Below are 17,139 nucleotides of genomic sequence, written 5' to 3'. Positions count from 1 at the left end.
TCGTCAGGTCGCGGGCAACACCGCGGGAGTGGCGGCGGAACGATCCGGCCACCGGTCCTCACAGGCCGTGCCACGGCCTTTGACGGCCCGCGGAACGGACGTCGAGCTCTCGGCCCGGTGGCCGCGGGTCGATCGTGCCCGGATCGCGGGAGCGCACGCGCCGCGCGGGCACCTCCGCGGGCCGCACGGTGCGCCCGGCGTACTACCCGGAGGTGCCCGGCCGGAACCCACCGGCCGGGCACCTCCTCCGCATCAGCCGCTCAGGCGTGGGCGGCGGCGGTCAGCTTGCGGGTGCCGTGGCGCAGTCCGGCGGCAGCGAGGAGGGCGCCGATGACGCACAGGACGGCGGTGACCAGGACCGCGGTGTGGACGCCGTTCATGAAGGCGTTGCCGCTGCCTTCGACGACGGCGGCCTTCAGTTGGGCGGGCATGGTGGCGTCGACGGGGGCGACGCCCATCGCGACGGCGTCCTTGGCGCCCGCGAAGCCCTGGGCGGCGAGTTCCGGCACGCCCGCACCGGTCAGCTCCCGCACCAGCGTGGCGCCGACCCGGCCGCTGACCAGGGAGACCAAGACGGAGGTGCCGAGCGCGCCACCGATCTGCAGCGCGGTGGCCTGTAGGCCGCTGGCCACGCCGCCGTCGCGGACGGGGGCGTTGGCGACGATGGCGTCGGAGGAGGCGGACATCACCATGCCGACGCCGAGGCCGATCAGGACGAACGGCGGCCACATCGCCCCGTAGGCGGAGTGGCTGTCCCAGGTGCTCATCCACAGCGCGGCGACGGCTTCCAGCAGCATGCCCGCGGGCATGGTCAGGCGGGCGCCGAAGCGTCCGGTCAGGGCGGCGCCGAGGGGTGCGGCGACGACGGAGGCCAGGCTCATCGGGAGGGTGCGCACGCCGACCTCGACGGGGCTGAGGCCTCGAACGTTCTGCAGGTAGAGCATCAGGAAGAAGATGACGCCGAGCAGGACGAAGAAGTTGATCGCGGTGACGACCGTGCCGATGGTCAGGGCCGGGCTGCGGAACAGCCGCATCGGCAGCAGCGGGTGGGCGATCCGGCTCTCGTGCCGGGCGAAGAGCGCCAGCAGCACCAGGCCGCCCGCCAGGGTGCCCAGGGTGCCGGGCGAACTCCAGCCCCAGCTCTCGCCCTTGATCACGCCGAAGACCAGAGCGACCAGCCCGAGGGCCAGGACAGCGACGCCGACCAGGTCGAAACGGTGATGCCCGGTGGAGTCCTTGCTCTGCGGCAGGACGAGCAGGCTGAAGACCAGCGCGCCGATGCCGATGGGCACGTTGATGTAGAAGACGGACTCCCAGCTGACGTGCTCGACCAGCAGGCCGCCGACGATCGGGCCGAGCGCGGTCGAGCAGGAGGCGACCATCGCCCACAGGCCGACGGCGGTGCCGAACTGCCGGGGCGGGAAGACCGCGCGCAGCAGGCCCAGGGTGTTGGGGATCAGCAGCGCGCCGAACAGGCCCTGCAGGGCGCGGAAGGCGATGACGCCGCTCACGGAGCCGATCAGGCCGATCATCACCGAGGAGACGACGAACCCGGCGGCGCCGACCAGGTAGAAGGTGCGGCGGCCGAACCTGTCGCCGAGCTTGCCGCCGAGGATCAGCGCGGCGGCCATCGCCAGCAGGTAGGCGTTGGTGACCCACTGCAGGTCAGAGGTGGAGGCGTGCAGGTCGCGGCCGATCTCCGGGTTGGCGATCGAGACCACCGACCCGTCGAGGTTGACCATGAACAGGCCGATCGCGACGGCGATCAGCGTCAGCCACGGGTTGGCGCGCCGCCCGCCGGATCCACTGGGCGGTTCGGCCGGTGCGGGCAGGGCGGTGCGGTCCACCGGGGTGGAGGAGGGCATGAAGGTGCCTTGTCTGAAAGGGAGTTGACGGAGACGTCGCGCCCGGCCGCGTTCGCGGCACGGACGCGCGCCGGAGCGCCGTCGGACCCGCCCGTGTGCACCGGTTCGACGGGTGGAGCGGGCGGTGCCGGACGGTCAGCCGGCGGGGTGGAGGTGCCGGACGAGCGAGTTCAGGGCGCCGAGCGCCGAGCCGAGGGCGTCCTGCTCCCCGTCGGTGAGCGTGGCCAGCAGCCGCGTCAGGTGGGCGGTCTTGATCGCCCGGGCCTCGGCCAGCCGCGAGGCGGCCAGCGGCGTGGGGTGCAGGTGCGCGACGCGCTTGTCACCGGCGTCCTGCCGACGCTCCAGCAGGCCCTGGTCGGTGAGCTGCGTGACGAGGGCGCTGACGTTGTTCGGCTTCATGAGCAGCACCTCAGCGGCCTCGCGGACCGTGATGCCCGCGCGCTCCTCGACCAGCCTCAGCAGGGCGAGCTGCCCCTCGGGCAGCCCGGGGTGCGGGAAGTCCAGCGCGACCTGCCGCTCCAGCACCCGGTTCAGCACGGGCAGGACGGACACCAACACCTCGGCGGTGGAGTCGACTTGCTCACTGCGAACACGGAAGGAGGGCACCGCCCCAGGTTAGATACCCCGACATACCTATGTCAACATATCCAACATCCCGAACCACGGCACTCGGGCCGCTCCAGCCGCCCGCAGCACTGCGGCCCGGACGAGGTGGCAGTGCCGTCTCGCCCGGGCCGCAGCGGATCCGGTCAGCCGAGGGTGATGGTGCGCTGGACGGGCAGGTCGCGGGAGGACCGGCCGGCGGAGAGGGTGTACAGGCCCGGGGTCAGGCACCAGGCGCCGGACTGCCAGGTGGAGAGGTCCTGGGCGGTGACGGTGAAGGCGACCCGGGTACTGGCACCCTTGGCGAGCTGGACCTTGCGGAAGCCGACCAGGCGACGGGGTTCGGCGTTGGCGGCAGCGGGCAGGGCGGCGTAGAGCTGGACGACGCTCCAGCCGGTGCGGGTGCCGGAGTTGGTGACCTTGGCGGTGGCGGTGAGGGTCTTGGCGGAGGCGTCCCAGGCGAGGGTGAGGTCGCCGACGGCGAAGGTGGTGTAGGACAGGCCGTGGCCGAAGGGGAAGAGGGGGTTCTGGCCGTAGCGGTCGTAGGAGCGGTAGCCGACGGCGGTGTCCTCGCTGTAGGCGACGGTGGTGCCGTCGCCGGGGTAGGTCGCGGGGGTGGCGCCGGCGCCCTGGGTGGCGGTGGCGGGGAAGGTGACGGGCAGGCGCCCGGCGGGGTCGCTGTCACCGAACAGGACGGCGGCGAGCGCGGTGCCGGCGGCGCGGCCGCCGTACCAGGCCTGGACGACGCCGCTGACGGAGTTCAGCCAGGGCATCGCGACGGGACCGTCGGTGTTGAGGACGACGATGGTGCGGGGGTTGGCGGCGGCGACGGCGGCGATGAGCTGGTTCTGGTCGCCGGGGAGGTCGAGCGAGGTGTGGTCCATGTCCTCGCCGGCCGTGCGGTTGGCGAAGACGACGGCGGTGTCGGCGGTGCGTGCGGCGGCGACCGCGGCGGGGATGAGGGAGTCGGGCTGCCAGCCGAGGGTGAGGCCGCAGGTGCCGTACTGGGCGCTGGCGTTGGTGTAGGTGACCTCGACGTCGACGGGGGTTCCGGCGGTGAGGGTGGCGGTGCCCTGGAGGGGGTAGTCGAAGGGGCCGAGGAAGAAGCGGGCCATGTGGCGGGTGCCGGAGACGACGGTGGTCCCGCCGAGGGCGAGGCTCGCGGTGCCGGAGGGCAGCAGCGAGAAGCGGTGCAGGCCGGTGCTGGTGGGAGTGAGCTTGCCGGTCCAGCGGGCGGACCAGATCGGAGGCAGGCTGCTGAGCGGGGCCTGGGTGAAGTCGATGGTGGAGACGGTCTGGGTGGCGACGGGGGTGCCGGTGGGCTGCGGGCCGGCGTAGTAACTGACGGTCAGTCCGGTGGCGCCCGCAGCGGTCTTCAGCGCGGTGGCGGGGACGGCGGCGAGCGGGACGTCGCCGGTGCTGCCCTGAGTGAAGGTGACGGTGGCTGCGCTGCCGGCCCGGTCGCGGATGGCCTGCAGTGGGGTGGTCCAGGTGCCGGGGTCGACGTAGCTGGAGCCGGAGACGCCGGTGATGGTGTCGGCGCCGGCCGGGCCGATGACGGCGATACGGGCGCCCTGGGCCAGGGGCAGCGCGCCGTTCTTGTTCTGCAGCAGGACGGTGCCGTGGATGGCGAGGTCGTGGGCGAGGTTCTGGTGGGCCTGGGTGCTGACGTTCGCGGCGGGGGCCGGGAGCGGGTTGTCGAACAGTCCGGCGCCGATCATGGTGGCCAGGACGCGGCGGGCGGCGTCGTCGAGGCGGGCGGAGCTGACGCCGGAGGTGATGCTGCCGGCCGGGGCCTGAACGCCGCCGGGGCCGAGTCCGACGAGGTCCATCCCGGCTCGGACGGCGGCGACCTGGTCGTCACCGGCCCAGAAGTCGGGGACGGTGTAGCCCTGCAGGCCGATGGTGTTCTTCAGGTCGTTGAACAGGGCCTGGCTCTGGACGGCGAAGACGCCGTTGACCTTGGGGTAGGCCATCATCACGGAGGTCAGCGGGGTGGTGGCGATGATGCGGCGGAACGGGGCCTGGTAGACCTCGTGGAGGGCGCGGTCGGAGACGGTGACGTTGACCGCGCTCCGGTTGTCCTCCTGGGTGTAGGCGGTGAAGTGCTTGACGGTGGCGACGACGCCCTGCTGCTGCATCGAGGCGGTGAAGGTCGTTGCGAGGGTGCCGGTGAGGTACGGGTCCTCGCCCATGCCTTCGGCCTGGCGACCGGAGTGCCAGTGCCGGGCGATGTCGATGGTGGGGGCGAGCAGGTTGTTGTAGCCCTTGGCGCGGCCTTCCGCGCCGATGGCGGCGCCGAGCGCGCCGGTGCGGTCGGCGTCGAAGGTGGCGGCCTGGGCGATCGGGACGGGGAAGGCCGTCACGCCGCTCTCGCCGCGCAGGCCCGCCGAGGCGTCGGCGATGGACAGGGCAGGGATGCCAAGGCCCGCGAGCGCGCCGAAGTCGCACCGGATCAGTGCTTCCTTCTGGGCTGGCGTCATCGTGGCGAGGAGTTGGTCGGCTCGGGTCCGGGGGGTGGCGCCGGCCGTGGCGGCGCGGGCGGCGGGTGCCGCAGCCGATGGGGGGACGGTGGTGGCCAGGGCGGACAGGACGGCGGTGGTGAGGAACGCGCGGCGTCTCATGCGGCTCTCCGGGGGAATCTAGCAACGGGCCGGGCGTGCGTGGTGGAGCACGCGCCGGTGGTGGGGGGCGGGGCGGTGCGCGGATGGGAGTTCCGCAGCACGCGGGTGTGACGGATGGACCGGACGGGGCTTCTCGCCGGGCAGCGGTCATGAAGGCTTCCGGGCAGTTGCTCCGCCAGCCTTGTCGAGGAGTTCCGTGACCGCCGAGGGCGGAGCGTCGTCTCGGTCCGCAGCGAATTTCCGGTGCGGGAGCGGATCGGACGGGGGTTTGGCCGCGTGTGGGCAGGCGGTCATCGGCGATCGAGAGGGGGTGAGCCAAAGACTGTCCGTCAGATCCGCGGGGGTGGGGGTGGGCCTGACACTGCGCCTGCCGCGCGTAAAACGTTCTACATGTCGCGGAAATCTAGACGTCACCTACGGGGCGGTCAAGGCTTGCGGCGGCGCCTCTTCCGCCGGGCACTCTGCCCCAACATCGACCTTGCGTAGCAAAGTCGCAGGATGGCGGCCGCATCGGCACTCGATCCGACCTGGCCGCCGCGAACCCTTTCGGCGCCTTCACCCGTAAAACGTTGTCCACCTACCTGTCGATCCGGCTCCCGGCAGTGGCGAGAAACCTTCTTGCAGCGCGTTGACCAGGTGCCGCCCGACCCATATCGTCTATGCATCAATGATTGATGTACTGATCATATGGGGCGGCCGCCCACCCGACGCCGCCCTCCCCTCCCACTCCTGAACGAGGAGGCCGCATGCCCTCGTCATCCCCGCGTCCGCTCGCCGTCGTCGGCGGCGGGATCGGCGGTCTCGCCGCAGCGCTGGCCGCTGCCCGCGCGGGCCGCACCGTCACGCTGGTCGAGCGCGCCGCGCAGTTCGGCGAGATCGGTGCCGGCCTGCAGCTGGCGCCCAACGCCTCGCTCGCCCTGGACGAACTCGGCGTCCTGGCCGACGTGCAGCGCAACGCCGTCATGCCGCCCCGGCTGGTCATGATGGACGCCGTCTCCGGCACCGAGGTGAGCTCGCTCGACCTGCGCAGCAGCGCCTACACCGAGCGGTTCCGGCACCCCTACATGGTCACCCACCGCACCGACCTGCACGCGGCCCTGCTCGCCGCTTGCCGAGCCGAGCCGCTGATCACCCTGTGCACCGGCCTCACCGTCATCCACGCCGAGCAGGACAACGACCACGTACGGCTGTTCTTCGAGGAGCAGGACGAGGCGCTGCTCGCCGACGCGGTGATCGCCGCCGACGGCCTGCACTCCCGGCTGCGCCGCGCGCTGACCGGCGAGGGCGACCCGGTCTGCTCGCGCTACGTCGCCTTCCGCGGCGCGATCCCCACCGAGCGGATGACCGGCCGGATGTCGCAGGCGGCGGCCGACGAGGCCGTCATGGTCTGGGCCGGGCCCGCCATGCACCTGGTCCAGTACCCGGTGCGGCGCGGCGAGCTGTACAACCAGGTCGCCGTGTTCCGCAGCGACAGCTACACCCTCGACTCCGACGACTGGGGCACCGAGGCCGAGCTGGAGCAGCGCTTCGCCGGCGCCTGCGACGCCGTCCGCGACGCGCTGCCGCTGGTCGCCCGCGACCGCCGCTGGCCGCTGTACGACCGCCCGCCGCTGAAGCAGTGGGCCTACGGCCGGATCGCCCTGCTCGGCGACGCGGCGCACCCGATGCTGCAGTACCTCGCCCAGGGCGCCTGCCAGGCACTGGAGGACGCCACCGCACTCGGCCGGGCACTGCGCGAACAGCCCGACGCCTCGGACGCGTTCACCGCCTACGCCGCGCGGCGCACCGAGCGGGCCGGGCGGATCCAGACCAGCGCGCACCTGTTCGGCGACCTCTGCCACCTGGAGGGCATGGGCGCCACGATGCGCAACCTCGCCCTGGCCCACCGCTCCCCCGCGGACTTCGACGACATCGCCTGGGTGTGGATACCCGCCCCCGACACCGTCGCCGCACCCGCCACCGCGACCGCTGCTTCGATCGGAGCCCCGGCATGACCGACGACCAGGCGTACCAGAACCTGGAAGGACTCGGCGCCGCCCCGCTGTGGCGCTTCTACGGCAACCTCTTCCCCGCCCAGCCCCGCAGCCGGGCCGTGCCGTTCCGCTGGAGCTGGCAGGACCTGCGCCCCCACCTGCTGCACTTCTCCAAGACGCTCTCCCTGCACGAGGCCGAGCGGCGCGTGCTGATGCTGGTCAACCCCGGCCTCACCGACCCGCCCGCCACCGTCACCACCCTGTACGCGGGCCTGCAGATCATCCTGCCCGGCGAAACCGCCCAGGCCCACCGCCACACCTCCAACGCCTTCCGCTTCGTCCTGGAGGGCGAGGGCGCCTACACCACCGTCAACGGCGAACCCGTGCGGATGGCACCCGGCGACCTGCTGCTCACCCCCGGCTGGCACTGGCACGACCACACCCACCAGGGCGACGCGCCGATGATCTGGCTCGACGCCCTCGACTACCCGCTGGTCAACGCCCTCGAAGCCGGTTTCTACGAGCAGTACCACCAGCGGCTCCAGCCGCTCACCCGCACCGCCGACCTCGGCAGCCGTCAGTTCCTGCACGGCCGCCTCACCCCCACCTGGCTCACCCCGGACGGCACCGGCAACTCCCCCGTCACCCGCTACCCCTGGCAGGAGACGGCCCGCGCGCTCGACGCCATCGCCGACGACGCCACCGGCAGCGAGGTGGACGGCATCGCGCTGGAGTACACCGACCCGTTCACCGGCGGACCGGTCATGTCCACCATCGGCTGCCGGATCCACCGCCTGCGCCCCGGCTTCGACGGCGCCGGCCGCCGCCACACCGCCTCCACCATCGTCAACGTCGTCCGCGGCGAGGGCGCCACCATCGTCGACGGCGTCCGCCTGGAGTGGTCCGAGCACGACACCATCGCCATCCCCGGCTGGGCCACCTACCGGCACGTCAACGCCTCCGCCTCCCAGGACGCGGTGCTGTTCTCCTACAGCGACGAGCCGGTGATGCGCGCCCTGGGCCTGTACCGCACCGAACCGGGCGACCCCGGCGCCTGATCCTCCTCCCCTCCCCAGCAAGGACCACCTATGCGTCTCGCACTCTTCGACCAGGACCGGATCGGCCTGGTCGACGGCGACCACCTCGTCGACGTCACCGAACTCCTCGCCGGTCCGGGCCCGTACGGCCCGGCCGGGCCCCTGCAGCGTCACATCGAGCTCGGCGGCACCCTGCCCGCCGACCTGTCCGGCCTGCCGCGCGTCCCGCTGGCGGACGCGAAGCTCGAAGCCCCGCTCCCCCGTCCCGGGAAGATCGTCGGCGCGCCGGTCAACTACCTCGACCACAAGGCCGAGATGGAGTACCCGACCTCCATCGCCGAGCTCGGCGTCTTCCTCAAGGCCAACTCCTCCGTGATCGGCCCTGGCCGGGACGTCCTGCTGCCCTACAGCGACACGCGCACCGACCAGGAGGGCGAGCTCGCCGTCGTCATCGGCCGCACCGCCAGCCACGTGCCTGCGGGCGAGGCCCTCGACTACGTCTTCGGCTACAGCTGCCTGCTGGACATCACAGTCCGCTCCACCGAGGACCGCTCCACCCGCAAGTCCTACGACACCTTCACCCCCCTCGGCCCGTGGGTCACCACCGCCGACGAGGTCCCCGACCCCGACGCGCTCGACCTGCGCTGCGCGGTGGCGGGCGAGGAACGGCAGCACACCAGCACCGCGGACCTGATCTTCGGCGTCGCAGAGCTGATCGCCTACACCAGCTCCGTGATGACCCTGCACCCCGGCGACGTGATCGCCACCGGCACCCCGGCCGGCGTCGGCCCGATCCGGCACGGCGACCGGATCACCGTCGACATCGAGCGGATCGGCCGCCTGGAGGTCGGCGTCGACGGCAGCCGCGCCACCCCGTACGCCGAGCGGCCCGGCCGCCGGGTGCGCACCGCCGACTGATCCGGGCCCTGCGCCGCGCCGGGGCGGTGCCGCGCGCTCGTAGACTCGACGACCGGTCGCACCCACGCGCGCCCGCGGCACCCCTCGGCGAAGGAAACGGCAGCACCTTGACACGCTCACTGGAACTGGACCACTACGTCGGGCACCTCATCCGCCGGGCGGAGCAGGTCCACACCTCGCTCTGGGCCGCGCACGTCTCGCGCGAGGTCACCTCCCAGCAGTTCGCCGTCCTCAACGCGCTCGCCCGCATGCCCGGCAACGACCAGCGCACGGTGGCGTCCGCGACCTCCCTGGACCGCTCCACCGTCAACAACATCGTCCGGCGTCTGACCGACCAGGGCTACGTCAGCCAGGTCCGCGACGACGCCGACCGCCGCCGCACCCTGCTGGAGCTCACCGCCGAGGGTGCGCGGCTGCTGCAGCAGCTCATCCCGCCTGCCGAACACGTCAACGAACTGCTGCTGGCCTCCCTCCAGGACGGCGAGCGGCCCGTCGCGATCGACCTGCTGCGGAAGATCGCCTGCGTCGACGACGCCGGCTGACCTCCCGGGCGGAGCGGCGCACCTCACACCTCCGGGCGTCCGGAGACCGGAGCCCGCTCCCGCACCATGGAGGCGGAACCCCTCCGGGCTTCGGTGACGTCGACGCCGCTCGACCCAGGTCGCCACGCGCCCGACCGACCGGCGTGAACCTCCAGGAGCCCCCATGAACCACCGCGCTCCCGCACAGCCCCCGCACGCCTGGCGCACGGGCGTGGTCGCGGGCATGGCCTCGTACGTCGACGCCGCGGCGATCGTCTCCACCGGCATCGCCCTGGTCCTCTACCAGGAGCCGCTGCACCTGACCGGCGGCCACATCGGCGTCCTCTCCGGCGCGCTGACCGCCGCCATCGCCACCGGCGCCCTGCTGGGCGGGCGCCTGGGCGACCGCTTCGGCCGCCGCCGCGTGTTCGCCGCCACCATGGCGATGGTCGTCGCCGGATGCGCACTCACGGTCCTCTCCACCGGCTTCGCCCCCCTGCTGCTCGGCGTCCTGGTGCTCGGACTGGGCTCCGGGGCCGACCTGCCGGTGGCGCTCGCGATGGTCTCCGAGTCCGCGACCGACCGGAACCGGGCCGCGCTGATCGGCTTCTCCAACGTCCTGTGGGGCGTGGGCGCCGCGGCCGCCGGTACGGTCGCCGCCCTCGTCGGCGGCTGGGGCCGAACCGGCGGGCAGATCCTCTACGGGCACGTCGGCGCGGTCGCGCTGGTCCTACTGCTGGCCCGGCTCCGCCTGCCGGAGTCCCCGGCCTGGCTGGCCGCCCGACGCGAACGGGCGTCGCCCCGGGCGGCTGCGGCCTCGGCCCGCGCCCTGTTCACCGGCCCGTACCTGCGCCCGTTCGCCGCACTGCTCGGCTTCTACGCCCTGACCAACCTGGCCGCCAACACCAGCGGCCAGTTCGGCGCCTACGTCGCGGCCAACGTCGCCCACCTCCCGGTCGACGTCAGCGCGCGACTGTCGCTGCTGGTGCTGCCCGTCACCGTGGCAGCGGGCCTGTGGTTCATGCGGATCGCCGGCACACCGCGCCGCATGGGGTACTTCGCGTTCGGTGCCGCCTGCCTGGCGGGCGGCTACCTGATCCCGCCGCTGTTCGGGTTCTCCCTGGCCACCCTCGCACTCTCCATGGCGGTCAACGCGATCGGCGGCGCGTTCGCCTTCGAGGGGATCATGAAGACCTGGGCACAGGAGTCCTTCCCCACCCTGCTGCGCGCCACCGCCCAGGGCGCGGTCATCGCCACCGCCCGCTACCTCGCCGCCGCGTTCGCCCTGGTCACCCCGGCGCTGCTGCGATTCGACCCGGCCCTGCTCTACGGAGGGCTGGCCGCCGTGTCGGCCGCGGGTCTGGCGATCGGCTGGTTCGGCTTCCGCGGGGTCCGGCGCGACGAGTTCACGACGGTGCTTCTCCGGCCGGTTCAGCTCAGGCCGACGCGGGCGGCGGCGGAGTCCCAGGCGCGGGTGTCGCCGCTGGGCTCGTAGCGCTTGAGGTGCTGGGTGCGTGCGACCAGGCGGCGGATGGCGCGGCGGTCGGCGACCAGGCCGTGGGTGCGGGCCTGAACGAGGATGTTGCCGATGGCGGTGGCCTCGGTGGGGCCGGCGATGACGGGCAGGCCGGTGGCGTCGGCGGTGAACTGGCAGAGCAGTTCGTTGCGGCTGCCGCCGCCGACGAGGTGGACGGTGCGGATGGGCTTGCCGGTCAGTTCGGCGGCCCGGCGCAGGGTGTGGCGGTGGGCGAGGGCGAGGCTCTCCAGGATGCAGCGGACGACGGCGCCCGGGTCGTCGGCCGGCAGGTGCTGGCCGGTGCGGGCGCAGTACTCGGCGAGGCGGGCGGGCAGGTCGCCGGGGGCGAGGAACTCGGGGGCGTCGGGGTTGACGAGCGCGGCGAAGGGGCGGGCGGCGGCGGCGCGTTCGAGCAGCTCGGGCAGCTGGTGGCTGCGGCCTTGGGCGCGCCAGGTGCGCTGGCTCTCGCTGAGCAGCCACAGGCCCATGACGTTGCGCAGGTAGCGGACGGTGTTGTCGATGCCGAGCTCGTTGGTGAAGTTCGCGGCGCGGGAGGCGTCGGTGAGCACCGGCTTGTCGAGTTCCAGTCCGACCAGCGACCAGGTGCCGCAGGAGATGTAGGCGAAGTCGGCGGTGGTGGCGGGGACGGCGGCGACGGCGGAGGCGGTGTCGTGGGAGGCGACGGCGACCAGGGGGTGCCGGGGCGCAGTCCGGTGGCGGCGGCGACGTGCGGCAGGACGGTGCCGGCGTGGTCGCCGGGCCGGCGCAGCGGGGCCAGGACGGCGGGGTCGAGGCCGAGGGCGGTGAGGATCGGGGTGGACCAGTTGCCGGTGCGGGCGTCGTACAGGCCGGTGGTGGAGGCGTTGGTGGCCTCGGTCCCGAGGGTGCCGGTGAGCCAGTGGGTGAGCAGGTCGGGGATCAGCAGCAGGGTGCGGGCCCGGTCGAGGTTCTTCTCGGCGGCGAGCTGGAAGAGCGTGTTGAACGGCAGGTGCTGGAGGCCGGTGATGCGGTAGAGGTCGCGGGCGGGGACGCGGCGCCAGACGTCTTCGACGGCGGCGGCGCCGCGCGGGTCGCGGTAGTGGAAGGGGTTGTTGATGAGGGCGCCGTCGGCGTCGAGGAGTCCGTAGTCGACGGCCCAGCTGTCGATGCCGACGGAGGCGATCTCCCAGCGGGCGGCGGCTTCGCGCAGTCCGTCGAGGACGCCCTGGTACAGGCCGAGGGCGTTCCAGTGCAGGCCGTCGGGGAGCTGGGCGGGGGTGTTGTCGAAGCGGTGGGTCTCGGTGAGCTCCAGGCTGTCGCGGCCGACGCGGCCGACGACGACCCGTCCGCTGGTGGCGCCGAGGTCCGCCGCGGCGAAGGCGGTCGGGGCGTGGGGGGCGTGGGGCTTCACGGCGGTGTGTCCTCGGTGGTGCGGTGGTGGTGTGGGGAGGTGGTGCGGGCCGCGAAGAGGAGTACACGGCCCGCACCGGTTGCCCCGGAGCCCGGTGCGCGGCGGCGTCGCCGCGCACCACCCTCATGTCCCGCAGGTGACGGAGCGTTGTCGCGGGGGGCTGCCGGAGCGGTTCAGGGGGTCAGCGCAGGAAGGCTGCGGCGACGCCTGCGTCGACCGGGACGTGCAGGCCGGTGGTGTGGGTGAGGTCGCCGCCGGTGAGGGCGAAGACCGCGTTCGCGACGTGCTCGGGCAGCACCTCGCGCTTGAGGATGGTGCGCTGGGCGTAGAACTCGCCGAGCTTGTCCTCCGCGATGCCGTAGGTGGCGGCGCGCTGCGCGCCCCAGCCGCCCGCGAAGATCCCGGAGCCGCGCACGACGCCGTCGGGGTTGACGCCGTTGACGCGGATGCCGTGCTCGCCCAGCTCGGCGGCCAGCAGCCGGACCTGGTGGGCCTGGTCGGCCTTGGTCGCGGAGTAGGCGATGTTGTTGGGGCCGGCGAAGACGGCGTTCTTGGAGGCGATGTAGACGATGTCGCCGCCCAGGCCCTGCTCGATCATGATGCGGGCGGCCTCGCGGGAGACCAGGAAGGAGCCGCGGGCCATGATGTCGTGCTGCAGGTCCCAGTCGCGGGCGGTGGTCTCCAGCAGCGGCTTGGAGATGGAGATGCCCGCGTTGTTGACCACCAGGTCGACGCCGCCGAAGGCGAGGGCCGCGGCCTTGAACGCCTCGGCGATCTGCTCCTCGCTGGTGACGTCGACGGTGACGGCCACCGCCTTGTCGGGGCCGCCCAGCTCCTCGGCGACGGCCGCCGCGTTCTCGGCGTTCAGGTCCGCGATCACCACGCAGGCGCCCTCGCCGACCAGCCGCTCGGCGATCGCCCGGCCGATGCCCGAGCCGGCGCCGGTGACCAGCGCGACCCGGGTGGCCAGCGGCTTCGGAGCGGGCATCCGCCGCAGCTTGGCCTCCTCCAGCGACCAGTACTCGATGCGGAACTTCTCCGCCTCCTCGATGGGGGCGTAGGTGGAGACGGCCTCGGCGCCGCGCATCACGTTGATCGCGTTGAGGTAGAACTCCCCGGCCACCCGGGCGGTCTGCTTGTCCTTGCCGAAGGAGAACATGCCCACGCCGGGGACGAGGACGATCGCCGGGTCGGCGCCGCGGATCGCCGGGGAGTCGGCGCCGGCGTGCCGGTCGTAGTAGGCGCGGTAGTCCGTGCGGTACTGCTGGTGCAGCTCGCGCAGGCGTGCGGCCGCCTCGTCGAGGGTGGCGGTGGCGGGCAGGTCGAGGACCAGCGGGGCGATCTTGGTGCGCAGGAAGTGGTCGGGGCAGGAGGTGCCCAGCGCGGCCAGCCGCGGGTGCTCGGCGCGGGCCAGGAAGTCCAGCACCTCAGCGCTGTCGGTGAAGTGGCCGACCTGCGGGTGGTCGGTGGAGGCCAGGCCGCGGATCAACGGCGCCAGCGCGGCGGCCCGCTCGCGCCGCTGCGCCTCCGGCAGGGCCTGGTAGCCGTCCAGGAGCGGGCCGAACGGCTCCGCCTTGCCGCGCTCGGCAAGGAAGGCTTCGGCGGTGCGGATGATGTGCAGCGCGTTGGCCTCGCACTCCTCGCTGCTCTCGCCCCAGGCGGTGATGCCGTGGCCGCCGAGGATGCAGCCGATCGCCTGCGGGTTGTTGCGCTTGATCTCGGCGATGTCCAGGCCGAGCTGGAAGCCGGGGCGGCGCCAGGGCACCCACACCACGCGCTCGCCGAAGCACTCGGCGGTGAGCTTCTCGCCGTCGGCGGCGCAGGCCAGCGCGATGCCGGAGTCGGGGTGCAGGTGGTCGACGTGCGCGGCGTCCACCAGGCCGTGCATGGCGGTGTCGATGGACGGGGCGGCGCCGCCGCGCCCGTGCAGGCAGTAGTCGAACGCGGCGACCATCTCGTCCTCGCGCTCCACCCCCGGGTAGACGTCGACGAGGGAGCGCAGCCGGTCCAGGCGCAGCGCCGCCAGGCCGGAGGCGGTCAGGGTGCCCAGGTCACCGCCGGAGCCCTTGACCCAGAGCAGTTCGACGTCGCGGCCGGTGGCGGGGTCGGTGTCGGTGCCCTTGGCGGAGGTGTTGCCGCCGGCGTAGTTGGTGTTGCGCGCATCCGCGCCGAGCCGGTTGGAGCGGGCGAGGAGGGCGGCGACTTCGGGGTGCAGGGCCATGGCGGGAGGGGTTTCCTTACGTCTGGACGGAGGGGCGGTGGCGCTCACGGGGTGTGCGGGCCGGTCCGTGGTTGCGCCGGTGCGGACCGGCCCGCGCTGCCGGTGGGTCAGGCGCCCCAGCCGGCCTGGTGGCCGCCGACGCGGTCGGCGGCGGTCTTGTCGGCCCAGCCGGTGGCGCGGTAGGCGGCCAGCGGGTTCGGGTCGAGTCCGGCTTCGGCGCGGACTTCGGCCAGCAGCGGGCGGACGTCGGTGTTGTAGGCGTCCATCAGCACCTCGTTGGCGGCGAGCACGTCACCGGTGTCCTGAGCGGCCGTCAGGGCGCCAGTGTCCACCAGCAGGGCCTTGGCGGTGGCCTCCTGGACGTTCATCACCGAGCGGATCACCGCGGGGATCTTCGCCTCGATGTTGTGGCACTGGTCGAGCATGAACGCCACGCCGGTCTCCGGTGCGAGGCCGCCGTTCTTGACGACCTCGTGCATGATCCGGAACAGCTGGAACGGGTCGGCCGCACCGGCCATCAGGTCGTCGTCCGCGTAGAAGCGGGAGTTGAAGTCGAAACCGCCGAGCTTCCCCTCGCGCAGCAGGAACGCGACGATGAACTCGATGTTGGTGCCCGGCGCGTGGTGGCCGGTGTCGACGACGACGGTGGCCTTCGGGCCGAGCCGCAGGCAGTGCGCGTACGCGGTGCCCCAGTCCGGGACGTCCATGGTGTAGAAGGCGGGCTCGAACAGCTTGTACTCCAGCAGGATCCGCTGGTCCTCGCCGAGCCGCTCGTACACCTCCGCGAGCGCGTCGGCCAGGCGGCCCTGGCGGGCCGAAGTGTCGTCCTGGCCGGGGTAGTTCGTGCCGTCGGAGAACCACAGCTTCAGGTCCGTCGAGCCGGTGGCGTCCATGATGTCGACGCACTCCAGCAGGTGGTCGACCGCCTTGCGGCGCACCCGCGGATCCGGGTTGGTGACCGAGCCCAACTTGTAGTCGTCGTCCTGGAAGACGTTGGCGTTGATCGCGCCGATCTCCAAGCCGAGGCCGCGGGCGTGAGCGGACAGCGCGGCGTAGTCCTCCACCTTGTCCCAGGGGATGTGCAGCGAGACCTTCGGGGCGGCGCCGGTGGCGGCGTGCACCTGGGCGGCGTCGGCGAGCTTCTCGAACGGGTCGCGCGGCACGCCGGGCTGGGCGAAGACCTTGAAGCGGGTGCCCGAGTTCCCGTAGCCCCAGGAGGGCGTCTCGATGCGCTGGGCCCGCAGGGCGTCCTTCACGGCAGATCGGTCGGTCACCGGAGCACCTCTCACCACGTCGATCACTCAACTTGAATCGTTTCAAGCAGACCGTAGGTCGAGCAGCGCGAAACCGTCAAGCCGCTGCCGTAATCTGGCAACCGTCCAGCGATCACATCGATGAAACTTTTCAATGCGAAACGGAGACGGACACGGGCATGGGCAGCGCGGCAGGGATCAAGGACGTGGCCCGGGCGGCCGGGGTGTCGGTGGGCACGGTCTCCAACGTGATCAACCGGCCGGAGGTGGTCGGTGAGGAGACCCGGGCCCGGGTCCAGGCCGCGATCGAGCAACTCGGCTACGTGCGCAGCGAGTCGGCACGGCAGTTGCGCTCCGGGAGCAGCCGGATCATCGGCCTGCTGGTCCTCGACCTGGGCAACCCGTTCTTCGTCTCGGTCGCCCGGGGCGCGGAGCGGGCCGCCCGGGCGGAGGGCCTGGGCGTGATGGTCTGCAACAGCGCGCAGCGGCCGGCCGACGAGGCGGACTACCTGGCGCTGTTCGCCGAGCAGCGGGTGCGCGGGGTGCTGCTGACCCCGGCCGACACGGAGGGCTCGGGGGCGGCGGCGCTGCGGCGCCACGACGTGCCGTTCGTCCTGGTCGACCGCCTCGCGCCGGGGATCGACGCCTGCTCGGTGTCGGTGGACGACGTCAAGGGCGGCTCGCTGGCGGCTGCGCACCTGCTGGCGGGCGGGCACCGGCGGATCGCGTTCGCGGGCGGGCGCCACCGCCTGCAGCAGGTCGCCGACCGCCGCTCGGGCGCGCTGGCGGCACTGGAGGGTAGCGGCGCGGAACTGGTGGATCTGGAGGTGGCGGGCCTGGACGTGGCGGCCGGGCGGGACGCGGGCGCCCGGCTGCTGGGGATGCTGCCGCGGCCGACGGCCGTCTTCTGCGCGAACGACCTGCTGGCGCTTGGTTTGCTGCAGGCCGCGTTCGCGGCGGGCCTGCGGGTGCCCGAGGACCTGGCGATCGTCGGCTACGACGACATCGAGTTCGCCGCCGCGGCGGCGGTGCCGCTGACCTCGGTGCGCCAGCCCGCCGAGGCGATGGGGCGCACGGCGGTGGAGCTGCTCGCGCAGGAGACCGGCGGCGGTGCGCACCGGCACCGGCAGGTGGTCTTCGAGCCGGAGCTGGTGGTGCGCGGCTCCACGCTGCTGGCCCCGCGGACAGCGTGAGAGCCCGCCGTTGAATCCATTCAAC

General features: G+C 73.0%; 11 protein-coding genes and 1 pseudogene. 6 read left to right on the top strand and 6 right to left on the bottom strand.

The window, feature by feature from the left end:
• Positions 1-260: 260 nt before the first annotated feature.
• From EDD39_RS23640 to EDD39_RS23630, 3 genes are all read right to left on the bottom strand, one after another.
• Positions 261-1,865 carry an MFS transporter gene (locus EDD39_RS23640; RefSeq protein ID WP_123559086.1) on the bottom strand — a complete coding sequence of 535 codons (1,605 nt, stop codon included), beginning with the start codon at positions 1,863-1,865 and terminating at the stop codon, positions 261-263.
• Between the two features lie 135 nt (positions 1,866-2,000).
• Positions 2,001-2,471 (bottom strand): MarR family winged helix-turn-helix transcriptional regulator, encoded by a 471-nt coding sequence (locus tag EDD39_RS23635; RefSeq protein WP_123559084.1) that lies wholly within the window; start codon positions 2,469-2,471, stop codon positions 2,001-2,003.
• A gap of 143 nt (positions 2,472-2,614) precedes the next feature.
• Positions 2,615-5,092 carry a beta-glucosidase H gene (locus EDD39_RS23630; protein WP_123559082.1) on the bottom strand — a complete coding sequence of 826 codons (2,478 nt, stop codon included), beginning with the start codon at positions 5,090-5,092 and terminating at the stop codon, positions 2,615-2,617.
• A gap of 746 nt (positions 5,093-5,838) precedes the next feature.
• Here EDD39_RS23630 and EDD39_RS23625 point away from each other — a divergent pair.
• The 5 genes from EDD39_RS23625 (at position 5,839) to EDD39_RS23605 (ending at position 11,036) form a co-directional block, all read left to right on the top strand.
• Positions 5,839-7,086 (top strand): FAD-dependent monooxygenase, encoded by a 1,248-nt coding sequence (locus tag EDD39_RS23625; RefSeq protein ID WP_123559080.1) that lies wholly within the window; start codon positions 5,839-5,841, stop codon positions 7,084-7,086.
• Positions 7,083-8,123, top strand: coding sequence for a cupin domain-containing protein (locus EDD39_RS23620; protein ID WP_123559078.1), 1,041 nt, complete (start codon positions 7,083-7,085; stop codon positions 8,121-8,123). Before EDD39_RS23625 ends, EDD39_RS23620 begins: the two co-directional genes overlap by 4 nt.
• A gap of 30 nt (positions 8,124-8,153) precedes the next feature.
• Entirely contained in the window at positions 8,154-9,020 is an 867-nt protein-coding gene (locus tag EDD39_RS23615) for a fumarylacetoacetate hydrolase family protein (protein WP_123559076.1), read from the top strand.
• Positions 9,021-9,127: 107 nt separating this feature from the next.
• A complete protein-coding gene (locus EDD39_RS23610) occupies positions 9,128-9,562 on the top strand; it encodes a MarR family winged helix-turn-helix transcriptional regulator (RefSeq protein ID WP_123559074.1) in 435 nt (144 codons plus the stop codon).
• Positions 9,563-9,725: 163 nt separating this feature from the next.
• Positions 9,726-11,036, top strand: coding sequence for an MFS transporter (locus EDD39_RS23605; protein ID WP_123559072.1), 1,311 nt, complete (start codon positions 9,726-9,728; stop codon positions 11,034-11,036).
• Here the strand turns inward: EDD39_RS23605 and EDD39_RS23600 are convergent.
• The 3 genes and pseudogenes from EDD39_RS23600 to rhaI form a co-directional block, all read right to left on the bottom strand.
• Positions 10,973-12,447: pseudogene (locus EDD39_RS23600) on the bottom strand (rhamnulokinase). The gene EDD39_RS23605 and the pseudogene EDD39_RS23600 overlap by 64 nt on opposite strands.
• Before the next feature lie 181 nt (positions 12,448-12,628).
• Positions 12,629-14,668, bottom strand: a complete 2,040-nt coding sequence (locus tag EDD39_RS23595; protein WP_123559070.1) for a bifunctional aldolase/short-chain dehydrogenase — start codon at positions 14,666-14,668, stop codon at positions 12,629-12,631.
• Positions 14,669-14,775: 107 nt separating this feature from the next.
• Positions 14,776-15,942 (bottom strand): L-rhamnose isomerase, encoded by a 1,167-nt coding sequence (gene rhaI / locus EDD39_RS23590; RefSeq protein ID WP_123559068.1) that lies wholly within the window; start codon positions 15,940-15,942, stop codon positions 14,776-14,778.
• A 158-nt stretch (positions 15,943-16,100) separates the two neighbouring features.
• On the opposite strand from rhaI, the gene EDD39_RS23585 reads away from it, so the two are divergent.
• Positions 16,101-17,114, top strand: a complete 1,014-nt coding sequence (locus EDD39_RS23585; protein ID WP_123559066.1) for a LacI family DNA-binding transcriptional regulator — start codon at positions 16,101-16,103, stop codon at positions 17,112-17,114.
• The last annotated feature ends 25 nt before the right edge of the window (positions 17,115-17,139 follow it).

Origin of the sequence: Kitasatospora cineracea (assembly GCF_003751605.1) — a bacterium.
GTDB lineage: Bacteria > Actinomycetota > Actinomycetes > Streptomycetales > Streptomycetaceae > Kitasatospora > Kitasatospora cineracea.
The sequence above is the reverse complement of the archived record's forward strand: the minus strand, read 5'-3'. Positions and strand labels throughout refer to the sequence as shown.

What these genes read in the sequence shown, in the direction of transcription:
- EDD39_RS23585 (WP_123559066.1), top strand. Translation starts at nt 16,101, where the DNA reads ATGGGCAGCGCGGCAGGGATCAAGGACGTGGCCCGGGCGGCCGGGGTG.
- EDD39_RS23595 (WP_123559070.1), bottom strand. Translation starts at nt 14,668, where the DNA reads ATGGCCCTGCACCCCGAAGTCGCCGCCCTCCTCGCCCGCTCCAACCGG.
- EDD39_RS23625 (WP_123559080.1), top strand. Translation starts at nt 5,839, where the DNA reads ATGCCCTCGTCATCCCCGCGTCCGCTCGCCGTCGTCGGCGGCGGGATC.
- EDD39_RS23640 (WP_123559086.1), bottom strand. Translation starts at nt 1,865, where the DNA reads ATGCCCTCCTCCACCCCGGTGGACCGCACCGCCCTGCCCGCACCGGCC.
- EDD39_RS23615 (WP_123559076.1), top strand. Translation starts at nt 8,154, where the DNA reads ATGCGTCTCGCACTCTTCGACCAGGACCGGATCGGCCTGGTCGACGGC.
- EDD39_RS23605 (WP_123559072.1), top strand. Translation starts at nt 9,726, where the DNA reads ATGAACCACCGCGCTCCCGCACAGCCCCCGCACGCCTGGCGCACGGGC.
- EDD39_RS23630 (WP_123559082.1), bottom strand. Translation starts at nt 5,092, where the DNA reads ATGAGACGCCGCGCGTTCCTCACCACCGCCGTCCTGTCCGCCCTGGCC.
- EDD39_RS23620 (WP_123559078.1), top strand. Translation starts at nt 7,083, where the DNA reads ATGACCGACGACCAGGCGTACCAGAACCTGGAAGGACTCGGCGCCGCC.